Source organism: Bacteroides xylanisolvens XB1A, assembly GCF_000210075.1.
GTDB lineage: Bacteria > Bacteroidota > Bacteroidia > Bacteroidales > Bacteroidaceae > Bacteroides > Bacteroides xylanisolvens.
Genome location: NC_021017.1, coordinates 3,238,568 through 3,264,601 on the forward strand (window position 1 = coordinate 3,238,568; position 26,034 = coordinate 3,264,601).

Genomic DNA, 26,034 nt, shown 5'->3' on the forward strand with positions numbered 1-26,034 from the left:
TGTTAATCCGCATCCGCGTTTAAATTGAAAATAGTAATGAAAAACAGTTGTTTTATAGTATTATTCCTTTTGGGAATCATTCCTTCAGCTTTCGCTCAACTCATCGGATTTGAAGAAGAAGTGCCCGAAGCATTTACAGTTTCCGGAAAGGGAGAAGTGAAAATCTCTTCTCTTTTTTACAAGGAGGGTGAAAGTAGTCTGGAATGGGACTTTCAGCCCGGTTCTACGCTGGATGTTCAAATTGCTCCTTTATCGTTGAATACGAGAAACGAGAAGCAGTTCGGCATTACCTTGTGGATTTATAATGAGAAACCGCAGCAGGATTCTATTCGTTTTGAGTTTCTGAATAAGGAGGGAGAAGTCTCTTACTGGTTCTCTTATCGTTTGCAGGCAGCAGGCTGGCGGGCTTGCTGGATCTCTTTTGAGTATATGCAGGGCGACAAGAAAGATAAGAAGATCGTAGCCTATCGGCTGGTTGCCCCGCAACGGAAGGGACGTATCTTTCTTGACCGTCTGATTTTTCCGGAAAAGAAAATGAATCTTCGTACCACTCCCGACCAACAGTTGCCTACCAATAATGGGCTGTCTAATCGTGACCTGTGGCATTGGTGTCTCGTGTGGAAATGGGAACAACAGTCGTATGATATTCCTCTGCCTTCTAAATTGACAAGCGAACAAAAGAAGGAGCTGAAGACTATCGAACAACGTTTGACTGACTTTCTGGAAGTGAAAAAGGCTCCGCAAGGACCGATTAATGCTGCCTATAAAACATTTGAGAAAGCGGCTATCAGTCCATCCATCGCTGGGACGGGATTTATAGGAACTCCTATTGTTGCTCCTGATGAACAGGACAAGAAGAAAGGAGAAATGTCATGGAACGATATTGAAACGATGCTTTCCGGCTTTGCCTATGATGCTTATTATAACCAGAACGAAACATCAAAGAAAAACTACTTTACCGTATTCGACTATGCTATCGATCAGGGATTTGCATACGGTAGCGGTATGGGTACCAATCATCATTATGGTTATCAGGTACGTAAGATATATACAACTGCCTGGCTGATGCGTGATGCTATCTATAAACATCCTCATCGGGATGCTTATCTCTCCACATTGCGTTTCTGGGCGGCTCTGCAAGAAACTCGTCAGCCATGCTCTCCAACACGTGACGAATTGTTGGATTCCTGGCATACGTTATTGATGGCGAAATTTATTTCCGCTATGATGTTTCCCGATGCAAGAGAACAGGCGCAAGCGTTGAGTGGTTTGTCACGTTGGCTATCTTCTTCTTTGCGTTATACTCCGGGAACGATCGGTGGTATAAAGGTAGACGGTACGACTTTCCATCATGGCGGTTTCTATCCGGGATATACCACTGGAGTACTTGCGACTGTAGGAGAATATATTGCATTTACCAATGGTACAAGCTTTGAACTGACAGAAGATGCGCGCAAACACATGAAATCAGCCTTTATTGCTATGCGCAATTATTGCAATTTCTATGAATGGGGCATCGGAATCAGTGGCCGTCATCCTTTTGGAGGGAAGATGGGAAGCGATGATATCGAAGCATTTGCCAATATCGCTTTATCCGGCGATTTGTCCGGTCAGGGAAATACGTTTGATCGTGGTCTGGCTGCCGACTATTTACGTCTGATACGCAATAGTGATACTCCGAATGCGCGTTTCTTCAAGAAGGAAGGTATTCAACCGGCACAGGCTCCACAGGGATTCTTCGTTTACAACTATGGTTCGGCAGGCATTTTTCGTCGTGCGGACTGGATGGTGACATTGAAAGGGTATACCACTGACGTATGGGGCTCTGAAATTTATACGAAAGATAACCGTTACGGACGTTATCAAAGTTATGGCTCCGTGCAGATTATGGGGAAAGGAAATCCCGTGTCACGTGCCGGAAGCGGCTTTGTGCAGGAGGGATGGGACTGGAATCGTTTGCCGGGTACAACTACCATTCATTTGCCTTTCGACTTGCTTGATAGCCCATTGAAAGGAACGACTATGGCACGCTCCAAAGAGAATTTCTCCGGAAGCAGTTCTTTAGATGGTAAAAATGGAATGTTCGCTATGAAATTGGCAGAACGGGATTATGAGAACTTCACACCAGACTTTGTGGCCCGTAAATCCGTTTTCTGTTTTGATAACCGGATGGTTTGCCTGGGAACAGGTATTTCGAACTCCAATGTAGATTATCCTACGGAAACAACTCTTTTCCAGACAAAATATAATGGTAAGGAGCCCAAGGTAGGAGAGGATAACTATTGGCTTCATGATGGTTATGACAATTATTATCATGTAGTGGACGGAACCGTTCGCTCACAGGTGGCAGAACAGGAATCACGGCACGAAAAGACGCGTGAAGTTACTAAGGGAAAATTCTCTTCTGCCTGGATAGAATATGGCAAGGCACCGAAAGAGGGGACTTATGAATATATGGTATTGATACAGCCTTCTGCTTCTGATCTCGACGAGCTGCGTAAAACTCCTGCATACGAGGTGTTGCAACGCGATCAGACTGCTCACGTTGTTTATGATAAAAAGACAGGTATCACGGCGTATGCTGCTTTTGAAGCTTATCAGCCTGCCGCTGATAAAGTGTTCGTGGCTATTCCTGCGGAAACAATGGTGATGTATGCAAAGGAATCTGATAAGGGTATCCGTTTAAGCGTCTGTGATCCGAATCTGAATATAGAAGAGAAGACGTATACAACGAAAGAGCCCAGTCGTCCTATTACTAAGGAGATACGGCTTAAAGGACATTGGAGATTGACAAGCCCGATGGAAAATGTCCGGTTGGAACAGCAGGGAGACCAGACCGTACTGACGGTAACCTGTCAGCATGGACAGCCGGTTGAAATGCTCATGGAAAATAAATAATTAGTGAATAAGATAAGAGAAAACAAGAATTTAAAGAGAGGTATTAGTTATCATGTTTCTATGAAAAAAGAGAAGACCGGTTCGTGGTGAGCCGGTCTTCTTTGTATTTGCATGGTGCGTTGAGCACTTTCTTTTCTTATTACTTATTCAGCCTCCATTCGAAACCGTCTTTAGTATCTTTGATTTCAAATCCGAGTGCTGTCAGTGTGTTGCGGATTTCATCGGAAGTAGCCCAGTCTTTGTTGGCTTTCGCTTTCATACGTTGTTCCAGTAGCATATCTACTACCTTACCGTAGGCTGCTTCACGGCCATCAGAAGAACCTTTTTCTTCTTTCAATCCCATGATGTCGAAGCTGAACAGATGGAATGTTTCTTTCAACTCTTTCAGGTCTTCGGCGGATATGGTGGCATTGCCGGCAATGATATTGTTAATAATGCGGGCACCTTCGAAAAGCTGTGCGATGACAATCGGTGTATTCAAGTCGTCATTCATTGCTTCATAGCACTTAGCGCGCAGTTCTTTCACGTTGATTCCCTCTGAAGTTGCCGGTGCGGGAGTAATCTTATCTAATGCGTCAATAGCTTCCATCAGACGTTGCAGACCCTTTTCGGATGCTTGCAGTGCTTCATTGCTAAAGTCTACCGTGCTGCGGTAATGAGCTTGCAGGATGAAGAAACGGATTGTCATTGGTGTGTAGGCTTGCGCCAGCAGCTTATGAGTACCGGTGAAGAATTCGTCCAGAGTGATGAAGTTACCAAGTGATTTACCCATCTTGGTTCCGTTGATGGTAATCATGTTGTTGTGCATCCAGTAGTGAACCATGTCGTCGCCTTGTGAAGCTACCGATTGTGCGATTTCACATTCGTGGTGAGGGAAAATCAAGTCCATTCCTCCTCCGTGAATATCGAAGTGTTCACCCAGGTATTTGCGTCCCATAGCAGTACATTCGGCGTGCCATCCGGGGAAACCGTCGCTCCATGGAGACGGCCAGCGCATGATATGTTCAGGTTGTGCCTTTTTCCAAAGGGCGAAGTCGGCGGGATTGCGTTTTTCGCTTTGTCCGTCGAGGTCACGGGTGGTATTCAATACGTCGTCCAAATTACGTCCGGAAAGTTTTCCGTAATGGTGATCTTTGTTGTATTTGGCTACATCGAAATAAACGGAGCCTTCGCTTTCATAGGCGTATCCGGCATCCAAAATCTTCTGTACCAGTTGGATTTGTTCAATGATATGTCCTGAAGCATGTGGTTCGATGCTCGGAGAAAGTACATTCAGTGCTTCCATTGCTTTATGATAGCGGTTCAGGAAATATTGAACAACCTCCATTGGTTCCAACTCTTCCAGACGTGCTTTCTTGGCAATCTTGTCTTCTCCGTCATCGGCATCATGTTCCAGATGACCTACATCGGTAATATTTCGTACGTAGCGTACTTTATATCCTAGGTGGGTGAGATAGCGGAATAACACATCGAAGGTTATAGACGGGCGGGCGTGTCCTAAATGGGCATCTCCGTAAACAGTCGGTCCGCACACATACATGCCTACATGAGGTGCATGAAGCGGTACGAACAACTCTTTCTTTCTATCTAAGGTGTTGTAAATGGTAAGTTGATGTTCCATAACATTTTATATTTGTTTTATTGGAACTGCAAAGTTAGTATAAAATCTGAATATGCGCTCTATCTTTGATGAGTTGATTTTAGCTCTTGAGCTGTTTTACTGGTAATATTATTAGTTTCCCGGTATGAAACTAAAAGTTTCACACCGGGGAACCAATGGTTTCATTACGGGAAACCAAAGGTTTCTCACCGAGAAACTAAAATTTTGTCGGCATGAAAGTAAATGTTTGGTTATTGTTGACTGCAAAACTTATCAATAGCTTCTGCTACACCGTCTTCTTCGTTGCTTAGAGTGATGTAATTTGCTGCTTTTTTTACAGGTTCTTGTGCATTTCCCATAGCAATTCCCAGTCCTGCAAACTTAATCATGGATAAGTCATTATAGCCATCTCCCATTGCTATGACTTCTTCTCGTGCTACTCCTATTTCTTTCAATAAGACAGCAAGAGAAAGAGCTTTGTCAATTCCTTGCGGAACTAATTCGAGGAAATAGGGTTCTGAACGGAAAACGTTAATATGTCCTTGTAGCCGGAGACTAAGTTCTGCTTCAAGCGGAATGAGTTTATCTGCGTCTCCCACGATGAGGCATTTGGCTACAGGAAGCGTGATCTCTGTGAGGAAGTCGTTTGTTTCCCGTACTGCCATTTTATTGAGAAAGGCCTCTTTCTGTACGTATGGGTCTTGAGAGTTTTCTGTTATTATATCTGCTCCGTCATAGGTTAATATACTTAGTTGGTGGGTACGGGCACATTCATAGAGCATCGGAACAACTTCATTAGGTAACACATTTTCATATACCATCTCTTTTGTTTCCCAATTGATAATTTCACCTCCGTTATAGGAGAGGATGAAACCTCCGAATTCATTCATCCGTAATTCGTTGGCTAATGGTACAATACCATAAGTAGGTCGTCCGGAAGCTAATACGAGTCGTATTCCTTGCTCTTGTATACGTATTAGAGTTTCCCTGTTGCGGGGAGTGATTTCTTTTTTAGAATTGGTGAGTGTGCCGTCAAGGTCGAGCACGATAAGTTTGTATTTCATGTAGCGTTGTTTTGGGTGCAAAGATAGATTAAAAAAGTTTTTCCGCAAGGTGGTGGGGGAAAAGATGTGGCTTTAGCTAAGCCAGCCATCGTTTGTTCAACTTGGCAGATGTTTTTGTAAAGTATTGAATATTAATAAAGGAGCTTCAGATCTGAGTCGTCGTGCTGTCATGCATCAGATGCAGGGACTTTCTTTTTGAACCAGACTCGTATTTTTCGGATGTAGTAGCTTCTCCTGTTTCTGATTTCTTGATTGATGATATGACATTTAGATAAATAAAAGCCGCATAACTTTCGTTATGCGGCTTTTATTATTAAACTGGTAAAAGAGTTTTATTCAATTGTTGCTCCATAACCAGCTACATCGCTAGCTAATGTAAATATACCATTTACATAATCATATTGAGTAATAGGAGCTGTTGCGTGCTTGGTTATGTTATTACCGCTTGTTGGTTCTTTAACTAAAGAACTTGTATGATAATAATTCCAATTTTTGGTTAAGCCATATACGATATTGTCGGTTACATCTATTTGAGGTGTGCAACTTTCTAAGAAAGAATAATAGTAGGAACCGAATTCTGCTTCCGGACTTACGTCAAAGATATTCTTGCTTATAGTCAATGATGTTCCTTTTTGATATCTGAAGAATATATTGCTACCTATCATGTTGACAAAAGTATTATTTATAATTTCGGCAGAAAGTACACCATCTGATAAAGGTATATTACCAGTAGCCCAGTTTAATATTTGCACGCCTTCTTGAGGTGTCTGGCTATACACTATATTGTTCTTGAAGTTGAAAGTTTTATAATCTCCTAAATTGAAGCCTTTATATATATTTATCAAGGCAATTTTGATAGCATTAACTTCAATACGAGTGTCTTGAACAGAGATGTTGTCTATACCAAAGTAAGTCTTTTGTGCTGCATCGTAATAAATTGGTTTCAAGACATTCGCAATCAGACAGTTGTCAATGCAGATGTCAGTAAAGTCTCCCTTGCTGATAACGCCTGCATTATTTATAAAATAACCAGCATTGCTACCTCCATTGAGATCACTTAAATCTATTTTTATATTCTTAAAAAGTAGCTTTCCTTTGCATGATTTCCAGCAATTAATAGGACGAAGTGTTACTTGCTCGTCATCATATCGACCGATGATAATAACATCATTGCTGATTGATTTTACTCCGGTTGTGGTAAAATTGTGTGCTGTACCTGTGAGGAACAGTATAACAGGTTTACTCATTGTAGCACTAAAGTAAGTGTCAAGTGCCACATCGGCATCTGTTGCATCCAATATTTGTATGTCAGCATCTGAATAAATTTGGTTGTTGATGGTGATGCCGCCGATAGTAATGTCTTTACCATGATCAAAATCGGCTTTATAATCCGTACGATTCTTAATACTAACCTGAATCTTTGCAATCATAGCATACTTTCCACTTGTTGCCAATATCGCAATATCAGTACTGTTATCAGCTGTTGCACGAGTCATCATCTTTGCGCTTGATGCAGGGGCAGTAACAATCAATACATTTTCTTTTCCAGCTTCCTTAGAGAATTTAGCACTCCATCCTTCTGGAGCAGTAATCATTGTATTTTTTACTCCTCTCATGGTCATGGTAAATTCTTTCGTTTCACCTGCAGAAAACTCTTGTATTTGTTCTAAATCTTCAGCCGCAAAACTACATTCAAAGTCGCTGATGATAGGGATACGTATGGTTGGAGCATCCTCACCCGCAAGTACTAAGACCAGTTCGTTGTTTTCTACTGTTACACTCTTGAAGTTTTTGTCTTCTGCCGGAGCGGAACCGTCACCAGTTGCGCTGACTTTGTCAGTAGTTCCTTCTTTGTATATATATTCATAGTTTTTTCCTTCATCATAGCTAACCTGCCAGTAGCCTTCACTATCTACATTAAATGTAGGAGTCTTGCCACTCTCTCCATTAGCTTTCACAGGTTGTCCGTTTACAGTCAGACGCTCCGGAGTTTCATTTTTGTTGTAAAGAACAGTCCAGTAGCCTTCTGAATCGATACCGATAATAGGGCATAACAGGTTATTATCGTTTTTCATATATAGATTTACTGTTTTTCCATTGCTCAAAGTGAGTGTGTAGGAATCAGACTTTTCCTCTATATTAGTAATAAATGTTCCTTCATTATAAAGTTCGCGAAGAGCTTCTGTGTTACTATTTATATCACGTACTTGTGTCTCGAGTGCGGTAACGCGCTTTTTCAGTGCGTCTACATCATCTTCCAAATCGTCAATGTTGGTACATGCTACCAGGCATACAGCCAATAACATGAACATACTCCATACTTTTTTCATGATTATATTGTTTTAAAGTTATTATTTTAAAGAGGATAGCCAGGAAGGAACATATCCCAAACGTTTACGTAATTGAGCCTCATAGAGTGAATATGGTTCCACAGCAGTTCCGTTACTTTCGAGTCGCTTCATTTGAGTAGCATCAAAATCTAAAGGACTTCCGTGGAAACCGACAATGATAGGAGGCATAAATTTCCACCAAAAGCCGTTACTATCCCACCAGGTAAATTTACCTTCTGTATCGATGTCCTGATCTGTTTGTACATTTGTTGCATAGAAATTCCATATTGTCAGATTCTCCATGTGATTTGGCATTTGAGCAGAGTCTCCTCCTTGTCTCCAATGCATGAAACCGCCAGTACAGCAGTCAATTAATGTTGCACGTGGCTGTGTGGCATGTGATTCAAAGCAAGAATCATCTCCCCATTTCACATTCCATATTACAGCACCCATGCTTTGCTTTGAAACACCGCAAGCGTGATATTGACCAACGTTTGTTTTATATTCCATCAATGTGCTTTCACCTTCTCCTTTTCTAAGTGTGTAGCCATTGCTGCTTTCAGTTACTTTTCCAATAAAGATACGGGAAGAAGCTTGCGAGCGGATAGAAGCATGTCCACGATTACCACCAATAGTGATGTCATAAGCAGAACAATTGGCAGAACTTGTGATTGACATGGCTTCACTAACACTTTCAAAATTAACCCGGCGCATCCATGAATTGGTCAGACGTACAAAATCGATAAGCTTAAAACCACCGTCATCTATGTCAGAGCCGTGATGAATAAACTTCTCTTTGGCATGTCCTTTAAATGTAAGGTCTTCTACGCCAACATTGGCATAATTGGCGAATTTATGTACATTCCATCCCCAATCTTTATTAATAGCATGCATGATGGGTTCTTTAAAGGTAATACTGTTACCACTAATCTTTTCAATCTGATGGTATTCGAATATTTGAATACCATTTGTTTTGATATTGGGAGTAATGCCTTGTTGTACCTTAATATCTTGCCATTGATAAGGCGATAGTTCGGAATTAATAACATCATTATCCGTGTTTCCCAACTTGGGGGTTCCCAGTACGAGACATACCCAACTGCCCGCACTTACTCCTGTTAAACTGGCCGTTATGGTTTTGCTGCCTATGGGAGCGTCTTCAGTGATAGCACCAATTGATTCTCCTAATCCTGTATTATGTTTGAACTCCATCATAACAGGAGCATTCCACATTTCCTCAGTAGGTTTGGGAGAATTATTTGCAGCAGTCATTTCGAGTGTTGTTTTGTTTCTTCCGGCTCCTTTTAAAACAATATCACTCATCGATATACGAATCCTGCGATCCTTAGAATCCTCATCTTGTAGAATATAATTCCCTTCTGGGAAGTAGATAATAGCTTTAGCGTTTTCCTTAATATATCGATCTGTCATATTATTGAGATCTTCTTGCTTTGTTTCTCTTGCTATTTCTTCCAGTACCTTCATGAAAGCTGCTCTGTCAGATTTGCCGTCGTTGGGGATAGCCCCATATTGGGGATCTGTAACATCGTATACTTTATATCCTTGTGCTATTAATGTTTCTATTTCAGGAGGAGCTATTTCACCATGTTTATATCCGGCGTATGAAAAGTCCAATAATACATTTTGTTGATCTGCGTTTACAAATTGTTGCCAGGCTTTTGCTCCGGTTTCATTGGAAAGTTGTTTCACTTCAATAGAAACAATACGGATATAATTCTTTGATGAAGTAAGTACAATCTTAATTGTTTCTTCTACGTCTTTTACAACAGTTGCTTGTGGTGTGATAGTTAATAAGTTCTCGGATAAAAGAACATCCCATCCTTTAGGAGCTTGTATTGCAGCTTGTTGCACGTCATTCTGTTCTACTTTATACTCTTTATGGCTTTCATTGGGGGCAAAAACTTGCACAGCTTGTTCACTTTCAGCGTCATTGAGACCATAAATGATCAGTCCGAAGCTGTCGTCTACTGGGAAAGTATATGTTTTTTCACCATCAGCCAGGGTGAATGAGAAAGTATGGTTTGCTTCATTATATTCTACCTTGCTGAATATGCTGGTTCCTCCCTGACTTCCACCTTCGGCCTTAGTTCCTAAGCTTGTATATGTTTGTCCATTATCGTAGCTCACTTGCCAATATCCACTGGAAGATACGCTGATTAATGGAGTTGCCACCACATTGCCTTCTCCATCACGGGGCCAGGCTGATATTTTCTCTCCATCGGCTCCTGGCAGATATTTGAAATCTGTATCATTACTTGTTTTATATATCCAGTAGCCTTCTTCGTCTACGGAAAATTCAGGGACAGACGCTTGTACTGCTTCACTCTCCATGACTTTAATGCTTGTTCCGTCACTAAGTTCCAGCAAATATCCTAAGCCATCTTTAGTCGGAGTAATTCCGATAATGATTTTGTTTTTTTGCATAAGGGCTTGCAGACTGGCAAATGAAGTATTCAGTCCTTCCGTTGCTTTTTCCAAAGCAGCGACACGGTCTTTCAGAGAATTGATGTCTGCTTCCAGGTCGTCTGTTTTTTGGCATGATTGCATGATTGCCAACATGCTGCAAATACCAAATAGTAATAGGTAGGTAATGCTCCTGTTTTTCATACATTTATTATTTCAGGTTATTTATAATTTTCACAGTGGCAAAGATAACCGGATAAAATAAGAGTATATGGATAAAAAAATTCAGGAATACGATGAAATAATACATTTTACACACCTCTGTGATAGATTGAGGCTTTATGTATTATTAGAGCAGGTCTACCCATTGCTCATTGCTTAATATAGGCAATGACTCACTGTCGGCAACAAATGTTTCCGCCAGTTTTCGTTTCTCATCTTGCAGATGCAGAATCTTTTCCTCAATGCTGTTTTGTGTAATGAAGCGATAGGCAATCACCTGCTTATCCTGACCGATACGATGGGCACGGGCGATGGCTTGCGATTCGGCGGCAGGATTCCACCAGGGATCTATGATAAATACATAGTCGGCTTGTGTAAGATTGAGTCCCACACCCCCTGCTTTTAGTGAAATAAGGAATGCCTGAACATCTTTTTGCTCGGTGAAATGGGCGATTTCGGAAGGCCGGTTGTTGGTTGCTCCTGTTAATAGGGCATATTTCCAGCCTCGTTCTCGGAAAGCTTCAGCCAAGACCTCCAGATGTTTGACGAATGAAGAGAAAATTAGGACTTTGTGTCCTTCGCTTTGTAATGTATCGAATGTTTCGATTATCTGTGCGGTTTTTCCGGATGTTCCGGTATAATCAGGAAGAATGAGTTGCGGATGACAAGAGAGTTGTCGTAAACGCAAAATGCCATTTAGTACACTAAATGAATGGAGCCTGTTCGTACTTTGAGGGTGCTGGAGAAGTATGTTTCGCAGGCTGTTTTTCTCCTGTTCGTAACACGTGTTCTGCTCTTCAGTCATGTCGCAGTAGATTGTTTCTTCCGTAAGTTCAGGAAGTTCCGGAGCTACCTCTTTCTTGCTTCTGCGGAGGATGAATGGGGCAGTCAGTTGTTGCAACTGCACTCGTACGCGTTCGTTTCCCTGGCGAATCGGCATTATGAACTGCTTTTGGAAAGCACTTTCCGTGCCCAGTAAGTCCGGTTGTATAAAATGAAATTGAGCCCACAGGTCCTTTAATGAGTTTTCGATAGGAGTACCTGTTAGTGCGAGTCGGTGTTTGCTTTGCAGTTGAATTGCCGACCGGAAGGTGAGCGATTCGCTATTCTTGATATTCTGGCTTTCATCGAGCACGACATATTCGAAACGGTAGGAAGAGAGTATATCAATGTTATTTCTCATCATGCCATACGTAGTAAAGATCAAGTGAAAATGACCGAAGAATTTTTCCGGACGTTTCTTGTCTATAGCCACGGTGTTGTTGTATTCCATCATTGAGAGCCCTGTAAAGCGCTTGGCTTCCCGTCGCCAGTTGTGAAGTAGCGATGTGGGGACTACAATTAGGGTAGCGGGTTGTTTGGGAGCGGATGGCTTATATATGTACTGTAGCAGGGTAAGAGTCTGAAGAGTCTTCCCGAGTCCCATGTCATCTGCCAGGCATCCGCCAAATCCTTGTTTATGGAGGTGTACCATCCACGAGAATCCTTTCTGCTGATAGGGGCGTAACGTTGCTTTAAGCGTTCTTGGTACGGCAACGTTATGTATTTGCTGCTTCGCGGGGAATTTTTTCACTCCATCCTCACCCAAAGCTGTCTGTACGGCACCTATAAATGCATGTTTCAACCGAATTCCTTTTTCTGTTTGTACTCCCATCTCCAGTAAGTTCGCATATTTGCTGAACCACTCTTCAGGCAGGAGAATCATACGCCCGTCAGGTAGCAGATATTCCCGCTTTTCTTCGAGGATATGTTTGCGGAAACGTGAAAAAGGAATGCGCAGATTACCGATAACAACAGTGATGTGCAGTTCGAACCAGTCAACCTCATCGTCGCAGCTTTGCTCGATGCGTATCTCATCCAGACAATATAATGCATTCCCTACATTACTGGTAAGGTGAAAGGATTGCTGCAACATCTCCCGATGATTGTTGATCCATTCGACAATTGTCTTTTCCGGAGCTTTGGCGGATAGTTGGAAGTGTGTGGCATTGAGTTGTTGCAGACCGGCATTCGTTAAGAGTTGGACTGCTTGTTCTTCCACTGTAATATTACGCGGGAAAAAGCCGATTTCACCGGATGTTTTCCGATAAATGATTTTCTTCATTTCATTAGCACTATCTGGTGCAAATGTCTGGTCTCCATAGCGGAAGACAAGTTGCAATGCTTGTCCGTTGTATGTGGCATCTTCGAATGAGAGAACAGCTTCACAGGCACATTCTTCTTCAGTAATATTCAAACCGTGAGTCTCGATATCGTGATAACGTGCAATTGGAATAACGATGTTGTCTATGTATTTCTCAATCTGCAAAGCGTCTACGCTAATCGATCTTTTCTTTGTGAAAGGTAAGATACGTGCGCTTTCAATGTGCGGAAAGAAATATAACTCCATTCCCAATAATAGAGTGGCCGGCGAGGAGGTCAGTACAACTACCGGTTTTAACTCACTCAAAGAGAACGGTTGCCCTTCATAATAACACTGCAACTGATAACGGAACGTTTTACTGTCAACATGAAACGTTACGCGAATTTCTACGTCGTGAGGGTTGATATGATAAATATGATGGGCGTATAAGATTTTGCTACCGGCTTGTTTCTGATAAAAAGGCAGTCCATTTTCCCGTATCAACGCCAGCATCTCCAACAGCTTCTTTTCGATGAACGGGCGAATATTATTTTTAATTCGTTCCGGATCTTCGGATAGCTTATGTAGAAAGCGTGATACTGTTTTTTCACGGGAGTAGAGGCCCATCAGATACTTTTCTGTATAGTATGAAGCGATATCGATAGCTTGTCTTTCCGCTTCGCTCATTATGCTCATAGCTTCCGGAGAGGCGTGAAACGCTTGCTCCACTAATTGCAAGGTGCCATCGTTCAGCCTTTCCGCAATATACGGAATCAGTAATATGCCGAGTATCGGATGCTCTGTGAAAACGATTATAACTTGTCCGTTAGTTGGTCTCTCTTTCATTCTCTTTTAGGCTTTAACTGACAAAGATACGGGAAAATACTTAATTTTGCAGCATGATAGAGGAAAACAAACGCGTATTGCTTGGAATGAGTGGCGGTACAGATAGCTCTGTTGCTGCTATGCGATTGCTGGAAGCCGGTTATGAAGTAATCGGGGTAACCTTCCGTTTTTATGAATTGAATGGTTCGACAGAATACTTGGAAGATGCCCGTAATTTGGCAGAACGTTTAGGAATACGGCATATAACATACGATGCCCGTGAAATATTTGCCCGGCAGATTATTGAATATTTTGTGCAGGAATACCTGGCAGGACGTACTCCGGTCCCCTGTACCTTGTGCAATAATTATCTGAAATGGCCTTTGCTTGCTAAGATTGCCGATGAAATGGGAATTTTTTATATTGCTACCGGACACTATGCGCAGAATATACAACTAAATGAAACTTTTTATATAACGTACGCCGCCGATTCGGATAAGGATCAAACCTTCTTCTTATGGGGATTGAAACAGGATATTCTTAATAGGATGCTGTTGCCGATGGGCGATATTACGAAAGCTGAAGCCCGTGCCTGGGCTGCTGAACATGGTTTTCGAAAGGTGGCAACCAAAAAGGATAGTATTGGTGTCTGTTTTTGCCCGATGGACTATCGGACCTTTTTAAAAGACTGGTTGGTCAGAAATGGTCAGATGTCGGTCAGTAATAGTGAGGCATCAATCAACAATAGTCAGACATCGGGCAGCGATAAACAGACCTGGTCTGACAGAATCAGAAGAGGAAGATTTGTCGATGAAAAGGGAAATTTTATTGCCTGGCATGAAGGCTATCCCTTTTATACTATTGGGCAGAGACGCGGTTTGGGCATTCATCTGAATCGTCCTGTATTTGTGAAAGAGATTGATCCTGAAAAGAATGAAGTGATGTTGGCTTCTCTTTCATCGTTGGAAAAAACAGAAATGTGGTTGAAAGATTGGAATCTTGTAAATCAGGAGCGTACTTTAGGACGCTCTGACATAATTGTGAAGATACGCTATCGCAAGCAGGAAAACTATGGCACGATTACCGTCACATCGGATCATTTACTGCACGTGCAGCTCCATGAACCATTAACAGCCATTGCTCCCGGGCAGGCTGCTGCATTCTATGGAGACGGATTGCTACTAGGAGGAGGAATCATAGTCAACGCCCGGTAATCTTATATATTGGGAAGATGAACGCTCTGACGCAAGTTTTTTAAAACAAAACTTAGCTTGCTAATCGACATAACTAAGGCACGGATTACACGAATAAACAAGGAAAGAGAATAAACTTATCCATGTAATTCGTGTAATCCGTGCCTGAAAGAAATCGGAGAGTTGTTTTGACGCTCTCTCCTTATACAAGTAACCTCTGTAATGGAAAAAAACTTGTAGTGGTTATGTTTTGGTTTTTGGTTATTCTTCCGGATGAGCGCTATTATTCAGCACCAGCATTGCTTCTATATATTCGCGTGTATTGCTTAATCTGGGTACTTTGTGTTGTCCTCCCAGTTTTCCTTTCTGTGCCAGCCAGTCATGGAACAATCCCTGACGGGCAACGATCACTTCCAATGGTTGCAAAGCAATATCTTTCCATCGTTTGGCCTCATAGTCAGAGTTAACCTCTTTCAGCGTAGCGTCAAGTATTGCGGCGAACTTTTCTACGGAATCCGGCATTTTGGCAAATTCTATCAGCCACTGGTGCCTGCATTTTGCGTTCTCATCCATAAACACCGGCGCCGCAGAGTATTCGCAAATTTGTGCTCCGGTTTCGGCGCAAGCCTTTGCCAATCCTTTTTCAGCATTATCGACAATCAGCTCTTCACCAAATGCATTGATGAAATGCTTCGTTCTTCCCGTGATGACAAACTTATAGGGATTCTTGCTGGTAAACTTCACAGTATCACCAATCATGTATCTCCACAAACCACAGGAAGTAGAAATAACCATTGCATAGTTCTTGTTAAGCTCGACTTCTTCAAGACAATAAGCCCGTGGATTTTCTTTTCCCACTTCCTCCAACGGAACAAATTCGTAGAAAATTCCATAGTCGATCATTAATAACATGGCAGGATCGGAAAGGTCGTTCTGGGTTCCGAAATATCCTTCCGAAGCATTGTAGGTCTCTACATAATGCATTTTAGGTGTTGTAATCACCTGTTTATATTGCTCACGATACGGTGTGAAAGCCACTCCACCATGGAAGAAAACTTCCAGATTGGGCCATACTTCTTCCAGTGCCTGCTTTCCTGTCTTTTCAAGGATACGTTTGATAAGTACCAGCATCCACGACGGCACACCGGATAGGCTTGTCACATTTACCGGAATAGTGCTGTTGGCGATTGCTTCTATCTTGGTTTCCCATTCGCTCATCAATGCAATTTTCTTGCTTGGTACGCGAATGAAATTGATAAGCGGATTTACGTTTTGAATCAGAATAGCGGATAAATCTCCTACTAAACTATGATTGGAATTGAGGTTCGGGCTATGGCTCCCTCCTAGAATCAGTCCCTTGCCGGAGAAAAAATGGCTATCCGGATTGATGCGGAAATAAAGAGCTGCTGCGTCTTTTCCTCCTCTGTAATGAATATCTTCCAGCGCTTCCTTGCTGACAGGAAGGAATTTACTTTTATCATTAGTCGTTCCGGAAGATTTTGCAAACCAGCGTATCTCCGATGGCCAAAGCAGATTCTGTTCCCCAGCTCGCAAACGTTCTACATAAGGCTTAATTTCTTCGTATGTCTGGATAGGAACACGTTTACGGAAATCTTCATAGTTACGGATAGAGGAATAATCGTACTTTCTTCCCCATTCAGTTTGAGCGGCCTGGCGTGTTAAGCGGCTTAACACACGATGCTGTATCTCACTAGCCTGACTAGCATATAGGTCTATCTGTTTTAAACGGGAATCGAAAGTCTTACTAATAATTTTTGTAATATTCATTTCTGCTTTAACATAATAATGTTTAGTCGTGCAAAAGTAACTTATTTATCTTTTTTTTCTATCTTTACGACGGAAATAATCGTTAAAAATAGACGACTTTCATATAAATCCCGAGTTTTAGACTAAAAAATGCGACAATGAGAATTGGAATCTTAACATCCGGCGGGGACTGTCCCGGTATTAATGCCACGATTCGTGGCGTGTGCAAAACTGCCATCAATTATTACGGGATGGAAGTAGTAGGTATTCACAGCGGTTTTCAGGGCTTGCTGACTAAAGATGTCGAATCTATTACAGACAAGTCGCTCTCCGGTTTGCTCAATCTGGGTGGAACGATGTTAGGAACATCTCGTGAGAAGCCTTTCAAAAAAGGAGGCGTTGTCTCTGATGTTGACAAACCGTCTTTAATCCTTCAGAATATCCGGGAAATGGAACTCGACTGTGTCGTTTGTATCGGCGGAAATGGAACACAGAAGACTGCGGCGAAGTTTGCTGCGATGGGAGTGAATATCGTATCTGTTCCTAAAACCATTGATAATGATATTTGGGGTACAGATATTTCTTTCGGTTTCGACTCGGCAGTAAGTATTGCTACCGATGCCATCGACCGTTTACATTCCACCGCAAGTTCTCACAAAAGGGTGATGGTGATTGAAGTGATGGGGCACAAGGCGGGTTGGATTGCCTTGTATTCCGGTATGGCAGGAGGAGGGGATGTGATTCTTCTCCCTGAAATTGCTTATGACATTAAAAATATTGGTAATACGATTCTGGAAAGACTGAAAAAGGGCAAGCCTTATTCTATTGTAGTGGTAGCAGAAGGTATTAGGACAGACGGACGCAAACGGGCTGCTGAATATATTGCGCAGGAGATTGAATATGAAACTGGTATAGAAACTCGCGAAACAGTTCTGGGCTATATTCAGCGTGGTGGTTCGCCTACTCCTTTCGACCGCAATCTTTCTACCCGTATGGGCGGCCACGCGACAGAATTGATCGCCAAGGGTGAATTCGGGCGTATGGTAGCTTTAAAAGGGGACGATATTGCATCTATCCCTCTTGAAGAAGTTGCAGGAAAACTGAAATTAGTTACTGAAGATCACGATTTGGTGATTCAGGGGCGTCGCATGGGGATTTGCTTTGGCTAGTCTCCTCGGCTTCCATAGTAGGTTGTACCGTAGAAATTTCATTATCGGAGGTGTTTTCTTCTAAAACATTCTTCGGTTTTGTCTCGGGAATTACATTCAGTTCGGCTTCAAGTTCATTCTCAAATTCATTCTCAAGTTCAGTTGCCAATTCTGTTTCAGAGTTAGTTGCAAGTTCAACCTCCGGTTCTGTTGTAGTTGCTGAATGTTGTGCTTTGATCTCTTCGACAGTTGACATAAATACGGGTTCCTTTACTTTCTTTATAGCCATTTGGGCAGCATTCTGTTGAGACTCTTTTTTGGAATATCCCGTACCTGTTCCTGCCGGAAGTCCTTCAATGCGTACTTCAGTTTGGAAAACAGGGTTGCTGTCGTGATCGAGAAATTGCTCGATTAACTCAAAGGAAACCTCCATCTTATTTTTTTGGCTCCACTCAATAAGTTTGGATTTGAAGTTAACCTCTTTTCGGGATATTTTATCCAGGTCGATATAACGGTTGATGATCCGTTGTTCCATAAACTGTTTGCAGCGTTCATACCCCTGATCCAGATAAATAGCTCCGATAAATGCCTCAAAAGCATTTCCGTACATATAACTGTTGTGAGAAGAAGAGCGGGTGGAATACTTTATGAGTTTATCCAAGCCGATTTCAACGGCCAACTTATTCAAAGTCTCCCGTTGTACGATCTTAGAACGTGTGTTGGTCAGGAAACCTTCCCGTTTCCCTTCAAAACGTTTATAGACAATATCTCCTACGATGGCGTCGAGGATGGCGTCACCTAAAAACTCCAGCCGTTCATTGTTGAGGGGACGTCCCTTGTCGGAGCGGACAGAAGTTGATTTGTGCAGGAGAGCCTGCTCATAAAGTTGGATATTGCGCGGGTAGAACCCGAGTATCCGGTAAAAACAAAGATAAGACTCTCTATTCTTGCGGAACAAGAGCCTTATCTTATCTATTTCGTTACGTAACACGATATTACTCTGCGTATTTCTTGAAGATAACGCACGCATTGTGACCACCAAATCCAAATGTATTGGACAAGGCAACATTAACTTCGCGTTTCTGTGCTTTATTGAACGTGAAATTAAGGTTATAGTCGATATTCTCGTCGTTGTCACCTTCTTCGTGGTTGATAGTCGGAGGAACAATGCCGTTCTTGATAGCAAGGATACTTGCAATAGATTCTACCGCACCGGCAGCTCCCAGCAAGTGACCTGTCATTGATTTTGTTGAACTGATGTTCAACTCGAACGCATGATCACCGAATACTTCCTTGATTGCTTTTGCTTCTGAAATGTCACCAACCGGAGTAGATGTACCGTGTACATTGATATAATCTACTTCTTTCGGATCCATTTCCGCATCTTCCAGTGCATTTTTCATCACCAATTTCGCTCCCAGACCTTCTGGATGAGAAGCTGTCAGGTGATGTGCATCTGCAGACATACCTACACCGGCAACTTCTGCATAGATTTTTGCACCGCGAGCTTTAGCGTGTTCCAGTTCTTCCAGGATCAGGCAACCGCCACCTTCGCCCATAACGAAACCATCACGGCTTGCGCTAAACGGACGTGAAGCTTTAGAAGCTTCGTCGTTGCGTGTTGACAGTGCGTGCATAGCGTTGAAACCGCCCACACCTGCCGGGAAGATAGCTGCTTCCGAACCACCGGATACAATTACGTTTGCTTTACCCAGACGAATCAGGTTGAAAGCATCTGCAATAGCGTTGGTTGAAGTAGCACATGCTGAACAAGTCGCGTAGTTAGGACCATGGAAACCATACATGATAGAAATCTGTCCGGCTGCAATATCCGAAATCATCTTTGGAATGAAGAACGGATTAAACTTCGGACCCATTTCCTGACGAGTGTAGTAGTTGCCTACCTCTTCTTCAAATGTATGTATACCACCAATACCGGCGCCGAAAATAACACCGATTTTGTTCAAGTCTTCTTTCTCGACATCAAGACCGGAATCACTCACCGCTTCTTTGGCAACAGCGATGGCATATTGAGTATACAGGTCCATCTTTCTTGCTTCTTTGCGGTCTATGTATTTCGTTGCATCGAAGTCTTTCACTTCGCATGCGAATTGTGTCTTGAATAACGACGCATCAAAATGAGTAATAGGCCCTGCTCCACTAACCCCGTTCACAAGGTTTTCCCAAAATTCGGGAACGCTGTTGCCAACGGGAGTAATGGCGCCAAGGCCTGTTACTACCACTCTTTTTAATTCCATATTGATGAAATCGAATTACTTAGCGTGTTCTTCGATATAAGATACAGCATCACCTACAGTACCAATCTTTTCTGCTTGGTCATCAGGAATAGAGATACCGAATTCTTTTTCGAATTCCATGATAAGTTCTACAGTGTCAAGAGAATCTGCTCCCAGGTCGTTAGTGAAGCTTGCTTCGGTTGTAACTTCTGATTCTTCTACGCCTAATTTATCAACGATAATCGCTTTTACTCTTGATGCAATTTCAGACATAACTTTAAGTTTTTAATTAATAATTAGTTTTATTTCTTTAAATTTGCGGTGCAAAGGAATGAATATTTATCGTTTTGCGCAAATATTTGACTAAATAAATGCAAAGTTTTGCACATTTTTCACTGTTTTGTGCATCGAATTTGAGAGTTATGAAGAAAAACATCGCAATTTTTGCTTCCGGTTCCGGTTCAAATGCCGAGAATATTATCCGGTATTTCCAAAAAAACGATTCCGTTCAGGTTTCGTTGGTACTTTCTAATAAAAGTGATGCATACGTTTTGGAACGTGCGCATCGTTTGGGAGTGCCCTGTAACGTGTTTCCAAAGGAGGACTGGATAGCCGGAGATGAAATTTTGGCTATTTTGCAGGAGTACCGCATCGACTTTGTCGTACTGGCTGGCTTTCTGGTTCGTGTGCCTGACTTGCTTTTGCATGCTTATCCCGATAAAATTATAAATATACATCCTGCTCTTCTGCCGAGGTTCGGAGGCAAAGGAATGTATGGAGACCGGGTTCATGAAGCGGTAGTGGCTGCCGGTGAAAAGGAAAGCGGTATCACTATACATTATATAAATGAGCATTATGACGAAGGAAATGCAATCTTCCAGGCTACTTGTCCTGTTCTTCCGACAGATTCTCCGGATGATGTAGCCAAAAAAGTGCATGCCTTGGAATATGAACACTTCCCGCAAGTCATAGAACAAGTATTAAGAAATAAGTATTAGGTATTAAGTATTACTCCATGCAGATAATCGTTTGACGGAATTTCATGAAGTTCTCGGTCGCTACGGTTAATACTTAATACCTAATACTTAATACTTATTTCTTAATATTTGATTAAATAAGCTGTCTCTTCTCGCCGCAAAGGATAATCCCCGCGTAAGGTTTCGAATTGTTCCGGTTGATTTTTCAATCGGGTGCTATCTTCGACTGGATTATATATTTGGAGGATTGCTTCTTCATGTTTTTTGGCATGTATAATAGGAGAGGCGGGTGCCGGTGCGTTTATTTTATAATCAGCTTCTATTTGGAAGAATTTGCAAATGGCATCCAGTGACATGCGTGTGGCGTTTGCTTTTCCATCGGCAGAGTAACCCGCAATGTGGGGAGTGCCAATAAATACTTTATCCAGTAACTCACGGTTAATTTCCGGCTCATGCTCCCACACATCGATGATGGCATCTAAAATGATCCGGCTGTCTAGGGCTTTTAAAAGAGCATTGGTGTCAATGACCTCTCCTCGGGAGGTATTAATGATAACCGGTTTTCGTTTGAGTGACTGGAAGAAGTTCTCATCTGCCAGGTGGAAGGTTTTATATTTCCCTTCCTTATATAAAGGTACGTGAAAGGTAATGATATCACATTCTTCTGCTATTTTACTTAGTGAAGCGAACTGCTCTGTTCCTTCTTTTTCCTCCCGTGGCAAATCATTCAGTAAAACGCGCATGCCAAAATCCCGGGCAACTTTAGCTACTTTACTCCCTACGTTTCCCACTCCTATGATTCCAATCGTCAGTTCGTTTAACTTTTTGTTTCTGCAAGATTTCCACACCAGAAGCGATGACTGTATATATTGGGCGACAGAAGCAGAATTGCATCCCGGAGCATTTGTCCATTCTATGCCTGCCTGTTTGCAATACTCTGTATCAATGTGATCGAAACCTATGGTTGCCGTTGCTATGAATTTTACCCGACTACCTTCCAATAAATCCCGGTTGCAATGTGTGCGGGTACGGACAATGAGTGCGTCTGCATCCCGTACGAGCTCCGGAGTGAAATCTTTCCCCGGTACATAAACCACCTCATCGGCTATTCTCTGAACCGCTTCTTTTATAAATGGTATTTTATTGTCGATAATAATTTTCATATACAATTCATCTTTTATACCCACAAAGGTAACAAATAAAAAAGTAAGAAAGGGTTGCTTGTCTGAAAAATATTACATAGATTTGCCCTATTATATATCTATTAGCTAGTTAAGATTATGACATTTAGTAACCTTTGCAACGAGATTTTTTGGAAATCGACAACAGATTACCATGTAACGGATAGTGTGGATGCTCCGATGAACAATCCTTACGAGTTGAAAACTATTGAGTATTATTTATATCTAAAGAACTGGATTGATGCTGTGCAATGGCATTTTGAGGATATTATCCGTGACCCGCAGATTGATCCGGTAGAAGCATTGGCTTTGAAAAGAAGAATTGATAAATCAAATCAGGATCGTACAGACTTGGTGGAACTAATTGATAGCTACTTCTTAGACAAATACAAAGAAGTAAAACCTCTTTCTGACGCAACGATCAATACAGAAAGTCCTGCATGGGCTATTGACCGCTTGTCAATTCTTGCATTGAAAATTTACCACATGCAGCAGGAAGTGGAACGTACGGATACTACAGAGGAACACCGTCTTCAATGTCAGACTAAGCTGAATATCCTGCTGGAACAACGTAAAGACCTCTCTACGGCTATTGAGCAGTTATTGGTTGATATCGAAGCCGGGAGAAAATATATGAAAGTATATAAACAGATGAAAATGTATAATGACCCGGCATTGAATCCGGTGCTTTATGCTAAAAAATAACGAATGGCGCGTATTCTCATTATTCGTTTTTCAGCTCTTGGCGATGTAGCCATGACAATACCGGTAATACATTCGCTGGCTGTGCAATACCCGCAGCACGAAATAACAGTGTTAAGTCGTGCTGTATGGCAGCCGCTCTTTCAGGGGCTGCCTACGAATGTAGGTTTTGTCGGAGCTGACTTAACAGGCAAACACAAGGGGCTTTGGGGCTTGAATAGCCTCTATTCGGAGTTGAAAGCGATGCATTTTGATTACATTGCTGATTTTCATCATGTGCTTCGTTCCAAATATTTATGTCTGCGATTCCGTCTTGCCAATAAACCGGTAGCTTCCATATGTAAGGGAAGGGCCGGTAAAAAGAAACTGGTTCGTCGTCACGATAAGGTGATGGAGAATCAGAAGAGTTCTTTTCGCCGTTATGCCGATGTGCTTGAGAAGCTCGGTTTGCCGGTTTTATTAAATTTCTCTTCTATTTATGGCGAAGGAAAAGGCAACTTTGCAGAGATAGAGCCAGTCACAGGACCTAAGGAAGGTCAAAAATGGATTGGTATAGCCCCTTTTGCCAAACACAGAGGTAAGATTTATCCGTTAGAGTTGCAGGAGCAGGTTATAGCACATTTTGCGGCTAACCCACAAGTGAAAGTTTTTCTTTTTGGAGGTGGTAAAAGCGAGCAGGAAGTGTTTGACGCATGGATTGCTAAATATCCTTCTGTTGTTTCAATGATCGGTAAACTGAATATGCGTACCGAGCTGAATCTGATGAGCCATTTAGATGTGATGCTTTCAATGGATTCTGCCAATATGCATTTGGCGTCCTTGGTCAATATTCCGGTTGTTTCTATTTGGGGGGCCACTCATCCTTATGCCGGTTTTATGGGCTGGAAGCAATTGCCGGTTAATACCGTGCAACTTGATTTGTCATGCCGTCCCTGCTCTGTATATGGACAGAAGCCTTGTTGGCGTGGTGATTATGCCTGTTTAAGAGATATAAAGCCGGAACAGGTTATTGCAAAAATAGAAGGGATTGTAGGTTGATATTTGCAGGAATTCAATTTAGTTGTTTTTGAGCCGAAAGAGCGTAGAATCAAATAATGATGGAAAAAGAGATACAACGAAAGAAAAAGGTACTGATAGATCTTACGAATTATGGTAGTCTAACAGCTGGTTTCGGACAGATTGCGGCCAACTATGCGGCCGCTTTTTCGTCTATGCCGGTAGAGGATCTTCATTTTGTATATTTGTTGAGACAGAAATATATGCAGGAATTTGGCCCGAATGTGACCTCTGTTCCGGTACGTCGTATCAATAAGTTTTTCCCTTTTACTCTTCCTAAAGTAGATGTATGGCATGCGGTGAATCAGCAGCGGAAGTTGTTACGTATTGCCGGTGGTACAAAGTTTATCTTTACTATACATGACTTTAATTTCTTAACGGAGAAAAAGCCTTGGAAGGCTAAAATGTATCTTCGTCGGATGCAGAATAAGGTCAATAAGGCATCAGTAGTCACAACGATTTCTCATTATGTAGCAGATGTCATTCGCCAACATATAGATTTGAAGGGGAAAGAGATCCGGGTCATCTATAATGGGGTGGAGAGGATCGATATGTTGGAAGGAACCCAGCCGTCTTTTGCGACGGGACGTCCTTTCTTTTTTACGATTGGACAGATCCGTAGGAAAAAGAATTTCCATCTCCTGGTTGACGTAATGCGCCATTTCCCGGAATATGATTTGTATATTTGTGGAGATGCCCATTTCGCTTATGCTGAAGAAGTGCGTAATCTGATTCGTGAGAAGCAAGTCACTAATGTGTTTTTGACAGATGTAATCACTCAAAGTGAAAAGATATGGTTGTATCGGAGCTGTGAGGCGTTCCTGTTTCCTAGTGAAGGAGAGGGTTTTGGACTCCCTGTGGTGGAAGCTATGCAGTTTGGAAAGGCTGTATTTGCAGCTAATCGCACTAGTTTACCGGAAGTTTGTAATGGACATGCCATCATGTGGGAACATTTGGATACAGAATCTATGGTGCAAAGTATCCGGGAACATTTGCCTGATTTCTATAAAGATGAGGAACGCTTGACCAGAATGAAAGAACATGCAGCTTCATTCAGTTACGAGAAGCATATACAAGCTTATCTTGATTTATATCGCGAGTTAGCTCAATTGTCTTAATGTCGAAGTTAATTGATCGTATACCTTTTCCGGGGTAATTAATGCGAAACGTTCTTCATAAGTTAATGTTGCTTGTTGTTCCGGCGGAAGAATATCGTCGGGACTAATACCTCGGGCAAGTACGGAATTTGTAGGTAACCACATTGATTTAGAAGCGCTTGGCGAATAAATAGCGAATGAAGGAATTTTGAGGGCTTGCGCAATGTGTCGGGCTCCTCCTTCGTTTCCGAAATAAAACGAGCAGTTGGCGCAAAGTGCTGCCAGTTGTCGTAATGAAGAGGCTTGTATATCAATCTTGATGCGTTCCGGGCATCCCAATTCCTTGTAGATATTTCTTGCATCTTCTTCTTCATACCCCGGTGCATAGTTGAAGATCATTTGTATGTCCTTGTATTCTTCCAATATTCTTTTAAGTGTGGTTATCATAAACTCCGTATTCCATTTTTTATGGAGGAGCTTGGTGGTAACTCCTATTAGGAATACAGGGCGCGCGAAATCTATCCCCTCCTTTTCCATATAATATCGAAAGTCTTTTTTCTCCTGGTCAGTGAGGTATAACCTGAATTCTTTTGTATATTGAATAGGCCTGATTTTCTCTAATGGCGCTGCAAGCAATAGGTTGCGTTCTACCATATCAGTTGTTAGACTATTGCTGTAAGTGTCTGTCCGATAATTTAATAGAAAACGTGTGTATCCCTTGATACGCCCTATCCGGAAAGGAGTTTTTAATGAGAAAAGAGAGAAAAAAAGAGTCCGGATCGTAGAACGCATATCGATGATGACATCGTATTTGTTTTGATGCGTCACTTGCCATACTTTTTTTATATAAGCAGTGAATGGCTTATTCTCATTCTTGTCAAATGTAATAACTTTATCTATGTCCGGGTGACCCTCATAGAGCGATGCTATATTTTTATTCAGCACAAAGTGTATTTCTGCATCGGGAAAACTTTTTTTCAGCGTACTGCACAATGCAACAGCCAGAATAGAGTCCCCTATTTGTCTAAATCGAATAATCAGAATTTTTTTGATTGGTTTCATGCTTGACTTCTTTATGCTTTTTATCGTGCAAACATAGCTAAAAAAAAGCATTTATGTCTAAATATAAATGAAAAGAAAAAAGAAAAAACGACTAAAGTTGTTCGCAACAGTACTTAATATGTATAGAGA

18 protein-coding genes are annotated in these 26,034 nt (G+C 41.9%); 7 read left to right on the forward strand and 11 right to left on the reverse strand.

Annotated elements, in window-relative coordinates; genetic code table 11:
* The first annotated feature begins 36 nt into the window (after positions 1–36).
* Positions 37–2,898 (forward strand): chondroitinase family polysaccharide lyase, encoded by a 2,862-nt coding sequence (locus BXY_RS12715; RefSeq protein WP_015532106.1) that lies wholly within the window; start codon positions 37–39, stop codon positions 2,896–2,898.
* Between the two features lie 139 nt (positions 2,899–3,037).
* On the opposite strand, the gene cysS is transcribed toward BXY_RS12715, so the two are convergent.
* From cysS to BXY_RS12740, 5 genes are all read right to left on the reverse strand, one after another.
* Positions 3,038–4,519, reverse strand: a complete 1,482-nt coding sequence (gene cysS, locus BXY_RS12720; protein ID WP_015532107.1) for a cysteine--tRNA ligase — start codon at positions 4,517–4,519, stop codon at positions 3,038–3,040.
* Between the two features lie 230 nt (positions 4,520–4,749).
* Positions 4,750–5,562, reverse strand: coding sequence for a Cof-type HAD-IIB family hydrolase (locus BXY_RS12725; protein WP_004315541.1), 813 nt, complete (start codon positions 5,560–5,562; stop codon positions 4,750–4,752).
* 332 nt (positions 5,563–5,894) lie between these two features.
* Positions 5,895–7,892, reverse strand: coding sequence for a PL29 family lyase N-terminal domain-containing protein (locus BXY_RS12730; RefSeq protein ID WP_008023999.1), 1,998 nt, complete (start codon positions 7,890–7,892; stop codon positions 5,895–5,897).
* Between the two features lie 21 nt (positions 7,893–7,913).
* The gene (locus BXY_RS12735; RefSeq protein ID WP_008024001.1) at positions 7,914–10,520 is read right to left on the reverse strand and encodes a DUF4955 domain-containing protein; all 2,607 of its coding nucleotides are present in this window, start codon (positions 10,518–10,520) and stop codon (positions 7,914–7,916) included.
* A gap of 145 nt (positions 10,521–10,665) precedes the next feature.
* Complete coding sequence (locus BXY_RS12740; protein WP_008024003.1) at positions 10,666–13,506, reverse strand: DEAD/DEAH box helicase; 2,841 nt, start codon at positions 13,504–13,506, stop codon at positions 10,666–10,668.
* 53 nt (positions 13,507–13,559) lie between these two features.
* Between BXY_RS12740 and mnmA the strand changes: the two genes are divergently transcribed.
* Complete coding sequence (gene mnmA, locus BXY_RS12745; protein WP_004315547.1) at positions 13,560–14,699, forward strand: tRNA 2-thiouridine(34) synthase MnmA; 1,140 nt, start codon at positions 13,560–13,562, stop codon at positions 14,697–14,699.
* 240 nt (positions 14,700–14,939) lie between these two features.
* On the opposite strand, the gene BXY_RS12750 is transcribed toward mnmA, so the two are convergent.
* Positions 14,940–16,466, reverse strand: coding sequence for a GH3 auxin-responsive promoter family protein (locus BXY_RS12750; protein ID WP_015532109.1), 1,527 nt, complete (start codon positions 16,464–16,466; stop codon positions 14,940–14,942).
* 137 nt (positions 16,467–16,603) lie between these two features.
* Between BXY_RS12750 and BXY_RS12755 the strand changes: the two genes are divergently transcribed.
* On the forward strand, positions 16,604–17,614 hold the full coding sequence (locus tag BXY_RS12755) for an ATP-dependent 6-phosphofructokinase (protein WP_004315551.1): 1,011 nt from the start codon (positions 16,604–16,606) through the stop codon (positions 17,612–17,614).
* On the opposite strand, the gene rnc is transcribed toward BXY_RS12755, so the two are convergent.
* From rnc to BXY_RS12770, 3 genes are read right to left on the reverse strand one after another with little or no spacing between them, the layout of a single operon-like run.
* Positions 17,556–18,623, reverse strand: a complete 1,068-nt coding sequence (gene rnc / locus BXY_RS12760) for a ribonuclease III (protein WP_015532110.1) — start codon at positions 18,621–18,623, stop codon at positions 17,556–17,558. The genes BXY_RS12755 and rnc overlap by 59 nt on opposite strands.
* A complete protein-coding gene (fabF, locus tag BXY_RS12765) occupies positions 18,589–19,851 on the reverse strand; it encodes a beta-ketoacyl-ACP synthase II (RefSeq protein ID WP_008024013.1) in 1,263 nt (420 codons plus the stop codon). The genes rnc and fabF overlap by 35 nt, the downstream gene beginning before the upstream one ends.
* Before the next feature lie 15 nt (positions 19,852–19,866).
* Positions 19,867–20,103: an acyl carrier protein gene (locus BXY_RS12770; RefSeq protein ID WP_002558672.1), complete on the reverse strand. Its 237-nt coding sequence runs from the start codon at positions 20,101–20,103 to the stop codon at positions 19,867–19,869.
* A gap of 98 nt (positions 20,104–20,201) precedes the next feature.
* Between BXY_RS12770 and purN the strand changes: the two genes are divergently transcribed.
* The gene (purN, locus tag BXY_RS12775) at positions 20,202–20,828 is read left to right on the forward strand and encodes a phosphoribosylglycinamide formyltransferase (protein ID WP_032851049.1); all 627 of its coding nucleotides are present in this window, start codon (positions 20,202–20,204) and stop codon (positions 20,826–20,828) included.
* Between the two features lie 101 nt (positions 20,829–20,929).
* Here the strand turns inward: purN and pdxB are convergent, their stop codons facing one another.
* On the reverse strand, positions 20,930–21,970 hold the full coding sequence (pdxB, locus tag BXY_RS12780) for a 4-phosphoerythronate dehydrogenase PdxB (protein ID WP_061448408.1): 1,041 nt from the start codon (positions 21,968–21,970) through the stop codon (positions 20,930–20,932).
* 117 nt (positions 21,971–22,087) lie between these two features.
* Between pdxB and BXY_RS12785 the strand changes: the two genes are divergently transcribed.
* Genes BXY_RS12785 through BXY_RS12795 form a run of 3 tightly spaced genes read left to right on the forward strand, consistent with a single transcriptional unit; the run spans position 22,088 to position 24,864 of the window.
* Complete coding sequence (locus tag BXY_RS12785; RefSeq protein ID WP_015532111.1) at positions 22,088–22,693, forward strand: DUF4254 domain-containing protein; 606 nt, start codon at positions 22,088–22,090, stop codon at positions 22,691–22,693.
* A gap of 3 nt (positions 22,694–22,696) precedes the next feature.
* Positions 22,697–23,728 (forward strand): glycosyltransferase family 9 protein, encoded by a 1,032-nt coding sequence (locus BXY_RS12790; protein ID WP_009039118.1) that lies wholly within the window; start codon positions 22,697–22,699, stop codon positions 23,726–23,728.
* 59 nt (positions 23,729–23,787) lie between these two features.
* Positions 23,788–24,864 carry a glycosyltransferase family 4 protein gene (locus tag BXY_RS12795; protein ID WP_208946920.1) on the forward strand — a complete coding sequence of 359 codons (1,077 nt, stop codon included), beginning with the start codon at positions 23,788–23,790 and terminating at the stop codon, positions 24,862–24,864.
* Here BXY_RS12795 and BXY_RS12800 read toward each other — a convergent pair.
* On the reverse strand, positions 24,847–25,905 hold the full coding sequence (locus BXY_RS12800; RefSeq protein ID WP_015532113.1) for a glycosyltransferase family 9 protein: 1,059 nt from the start codon (positions 25,903–25,905) through the stop codon (positions 24,847–24,849). The two genes, BXY_RS12795 and BXY_RS12800, sit on opposite strands and share 18 nt — an antisense overlap.
* Between the last annotated feature and the right edge of the window lie 129 nt (positions 25,906–26,034).

Bases quoted from the DNA above. Each gene is read 5' to 3' on its own strand.
- BXY_RS12790 (WP_009039118.1), top strand. From the start codon at position 22,697: ATGGCGCGTATTCTCATTATTCGTTTTTCAGCTCTTGGCGATGTAGCC.
- BXY_RS12750 (WP_015532109.1), bottom strand. From the start codon at position 16,466: ATGAATATTACAAAAATTATTAGTAAGACTTTCGATTCCCGTTTAAAA.
- fabF (WP_008024013.1), bottom strand. From the start codon at position 19,851: ATGGAATTAAAAAGAGTGGTAGTAACAGGCCTTGGCGCCATTACTCCC.
- BXY_RS12800 (WP_015532113.1), bottom strand. From the start codon at position 25,905: ATGAAACCAATCAAAAAAATTCTGATTATTCGATTTAGACAAATAGGG.
- BXY_RS12725 (WP_004315541.1), bottom strand. From the start codon at position 5,562: ATGAAATACAAACTTATCGTGCTCGACCTTGACGGCACACTCACCAAT.
- BXY_RS12715 (WP_015532106.1), top strand. From the start codon at position 37: ATGAAAAACAGTTGTTTTATAGTATTATTCCTTTTGGGAATCATTCCT.
- BXY_RS12735 (WP_008024001.1), bottom strand. From the start codon at position 10,520: ATGAAAAACAGGAGCATTACCTACCTATTACTATTTGGTATTTGCAGC.
- BXY_RS12755 (WP_004315551.1), top strand. From the start codon at position 16,604: ATGAGAATTGGAATCTTAACATCCGGCGGGGACTGTCCCGGTATTAAT.
- mnmA (WP_004315547.1), top strand. From the start codon at position 13,560: ATGATAGAGGAAAACAAACGCGTATTGCTTGGAATGAGTGGCGGTACA.
- BXY_RS12770 (WP_002558672.1), bottom strand. From the start codon at position 20,103: ATGTCTGAAATTGCATCAAGAGTAAAAGCGATTATCGTTGATAAATTA.
- BXY_RS12795 (WP_208946920.1), top strand. From the start codon at position 23,788: ATGGAAAAAGAGATACAACGAAAGAAAAAGGTACTGATAGATCTTACG.
- purN (WP_032851049.1), top strand. From the start codon at position 20,202: ATGCAAAGTTTTGCACATTTTTCACTGTTTTGTGCATCGAATTTGAGA.
- pdxB (WP_061448408.1), bottom strand. From the start codon at position 21,970: ATGAAAATTATTATCGACAATAAAATACCATTTATAAAAGAAGCGGTT.
- BXY_RS12785 (WP_015532111.1), top strand. From the start codon at position 22,088: ATGACATTTAGTAACCTTTGCAACGAGATTTTTTGGAAATCGACAACA.
- BXY_RS12730 (WP_008023999.1), bottom strand. From the start codon at position 7,892: ATGAAAAAAGTATGGAGTATGTTCATGTTATTGGCTGTATGCCTGGTA.
- BXY_RS12740 (WP_008024003.1), bottom strand. From the start codon at position 13,506: ATGAAAGAGAGACCAACTAACGGACAAGTTATAATCGTTTTCACAGAG.
- cysS (WP_015532107.1), bottom strand. From the start codon at position 4,519: ATGGAACATCAACTTACCATTTACAACACCTTAGATAGAAAGAAAGAG.
- rnc (WP_015532110.1), bottom strand. From the start codon at position 18,623: ATGCGTGCGTTATCTTCAAGAAATACGCAGAGTAATATCGTGTTACGT.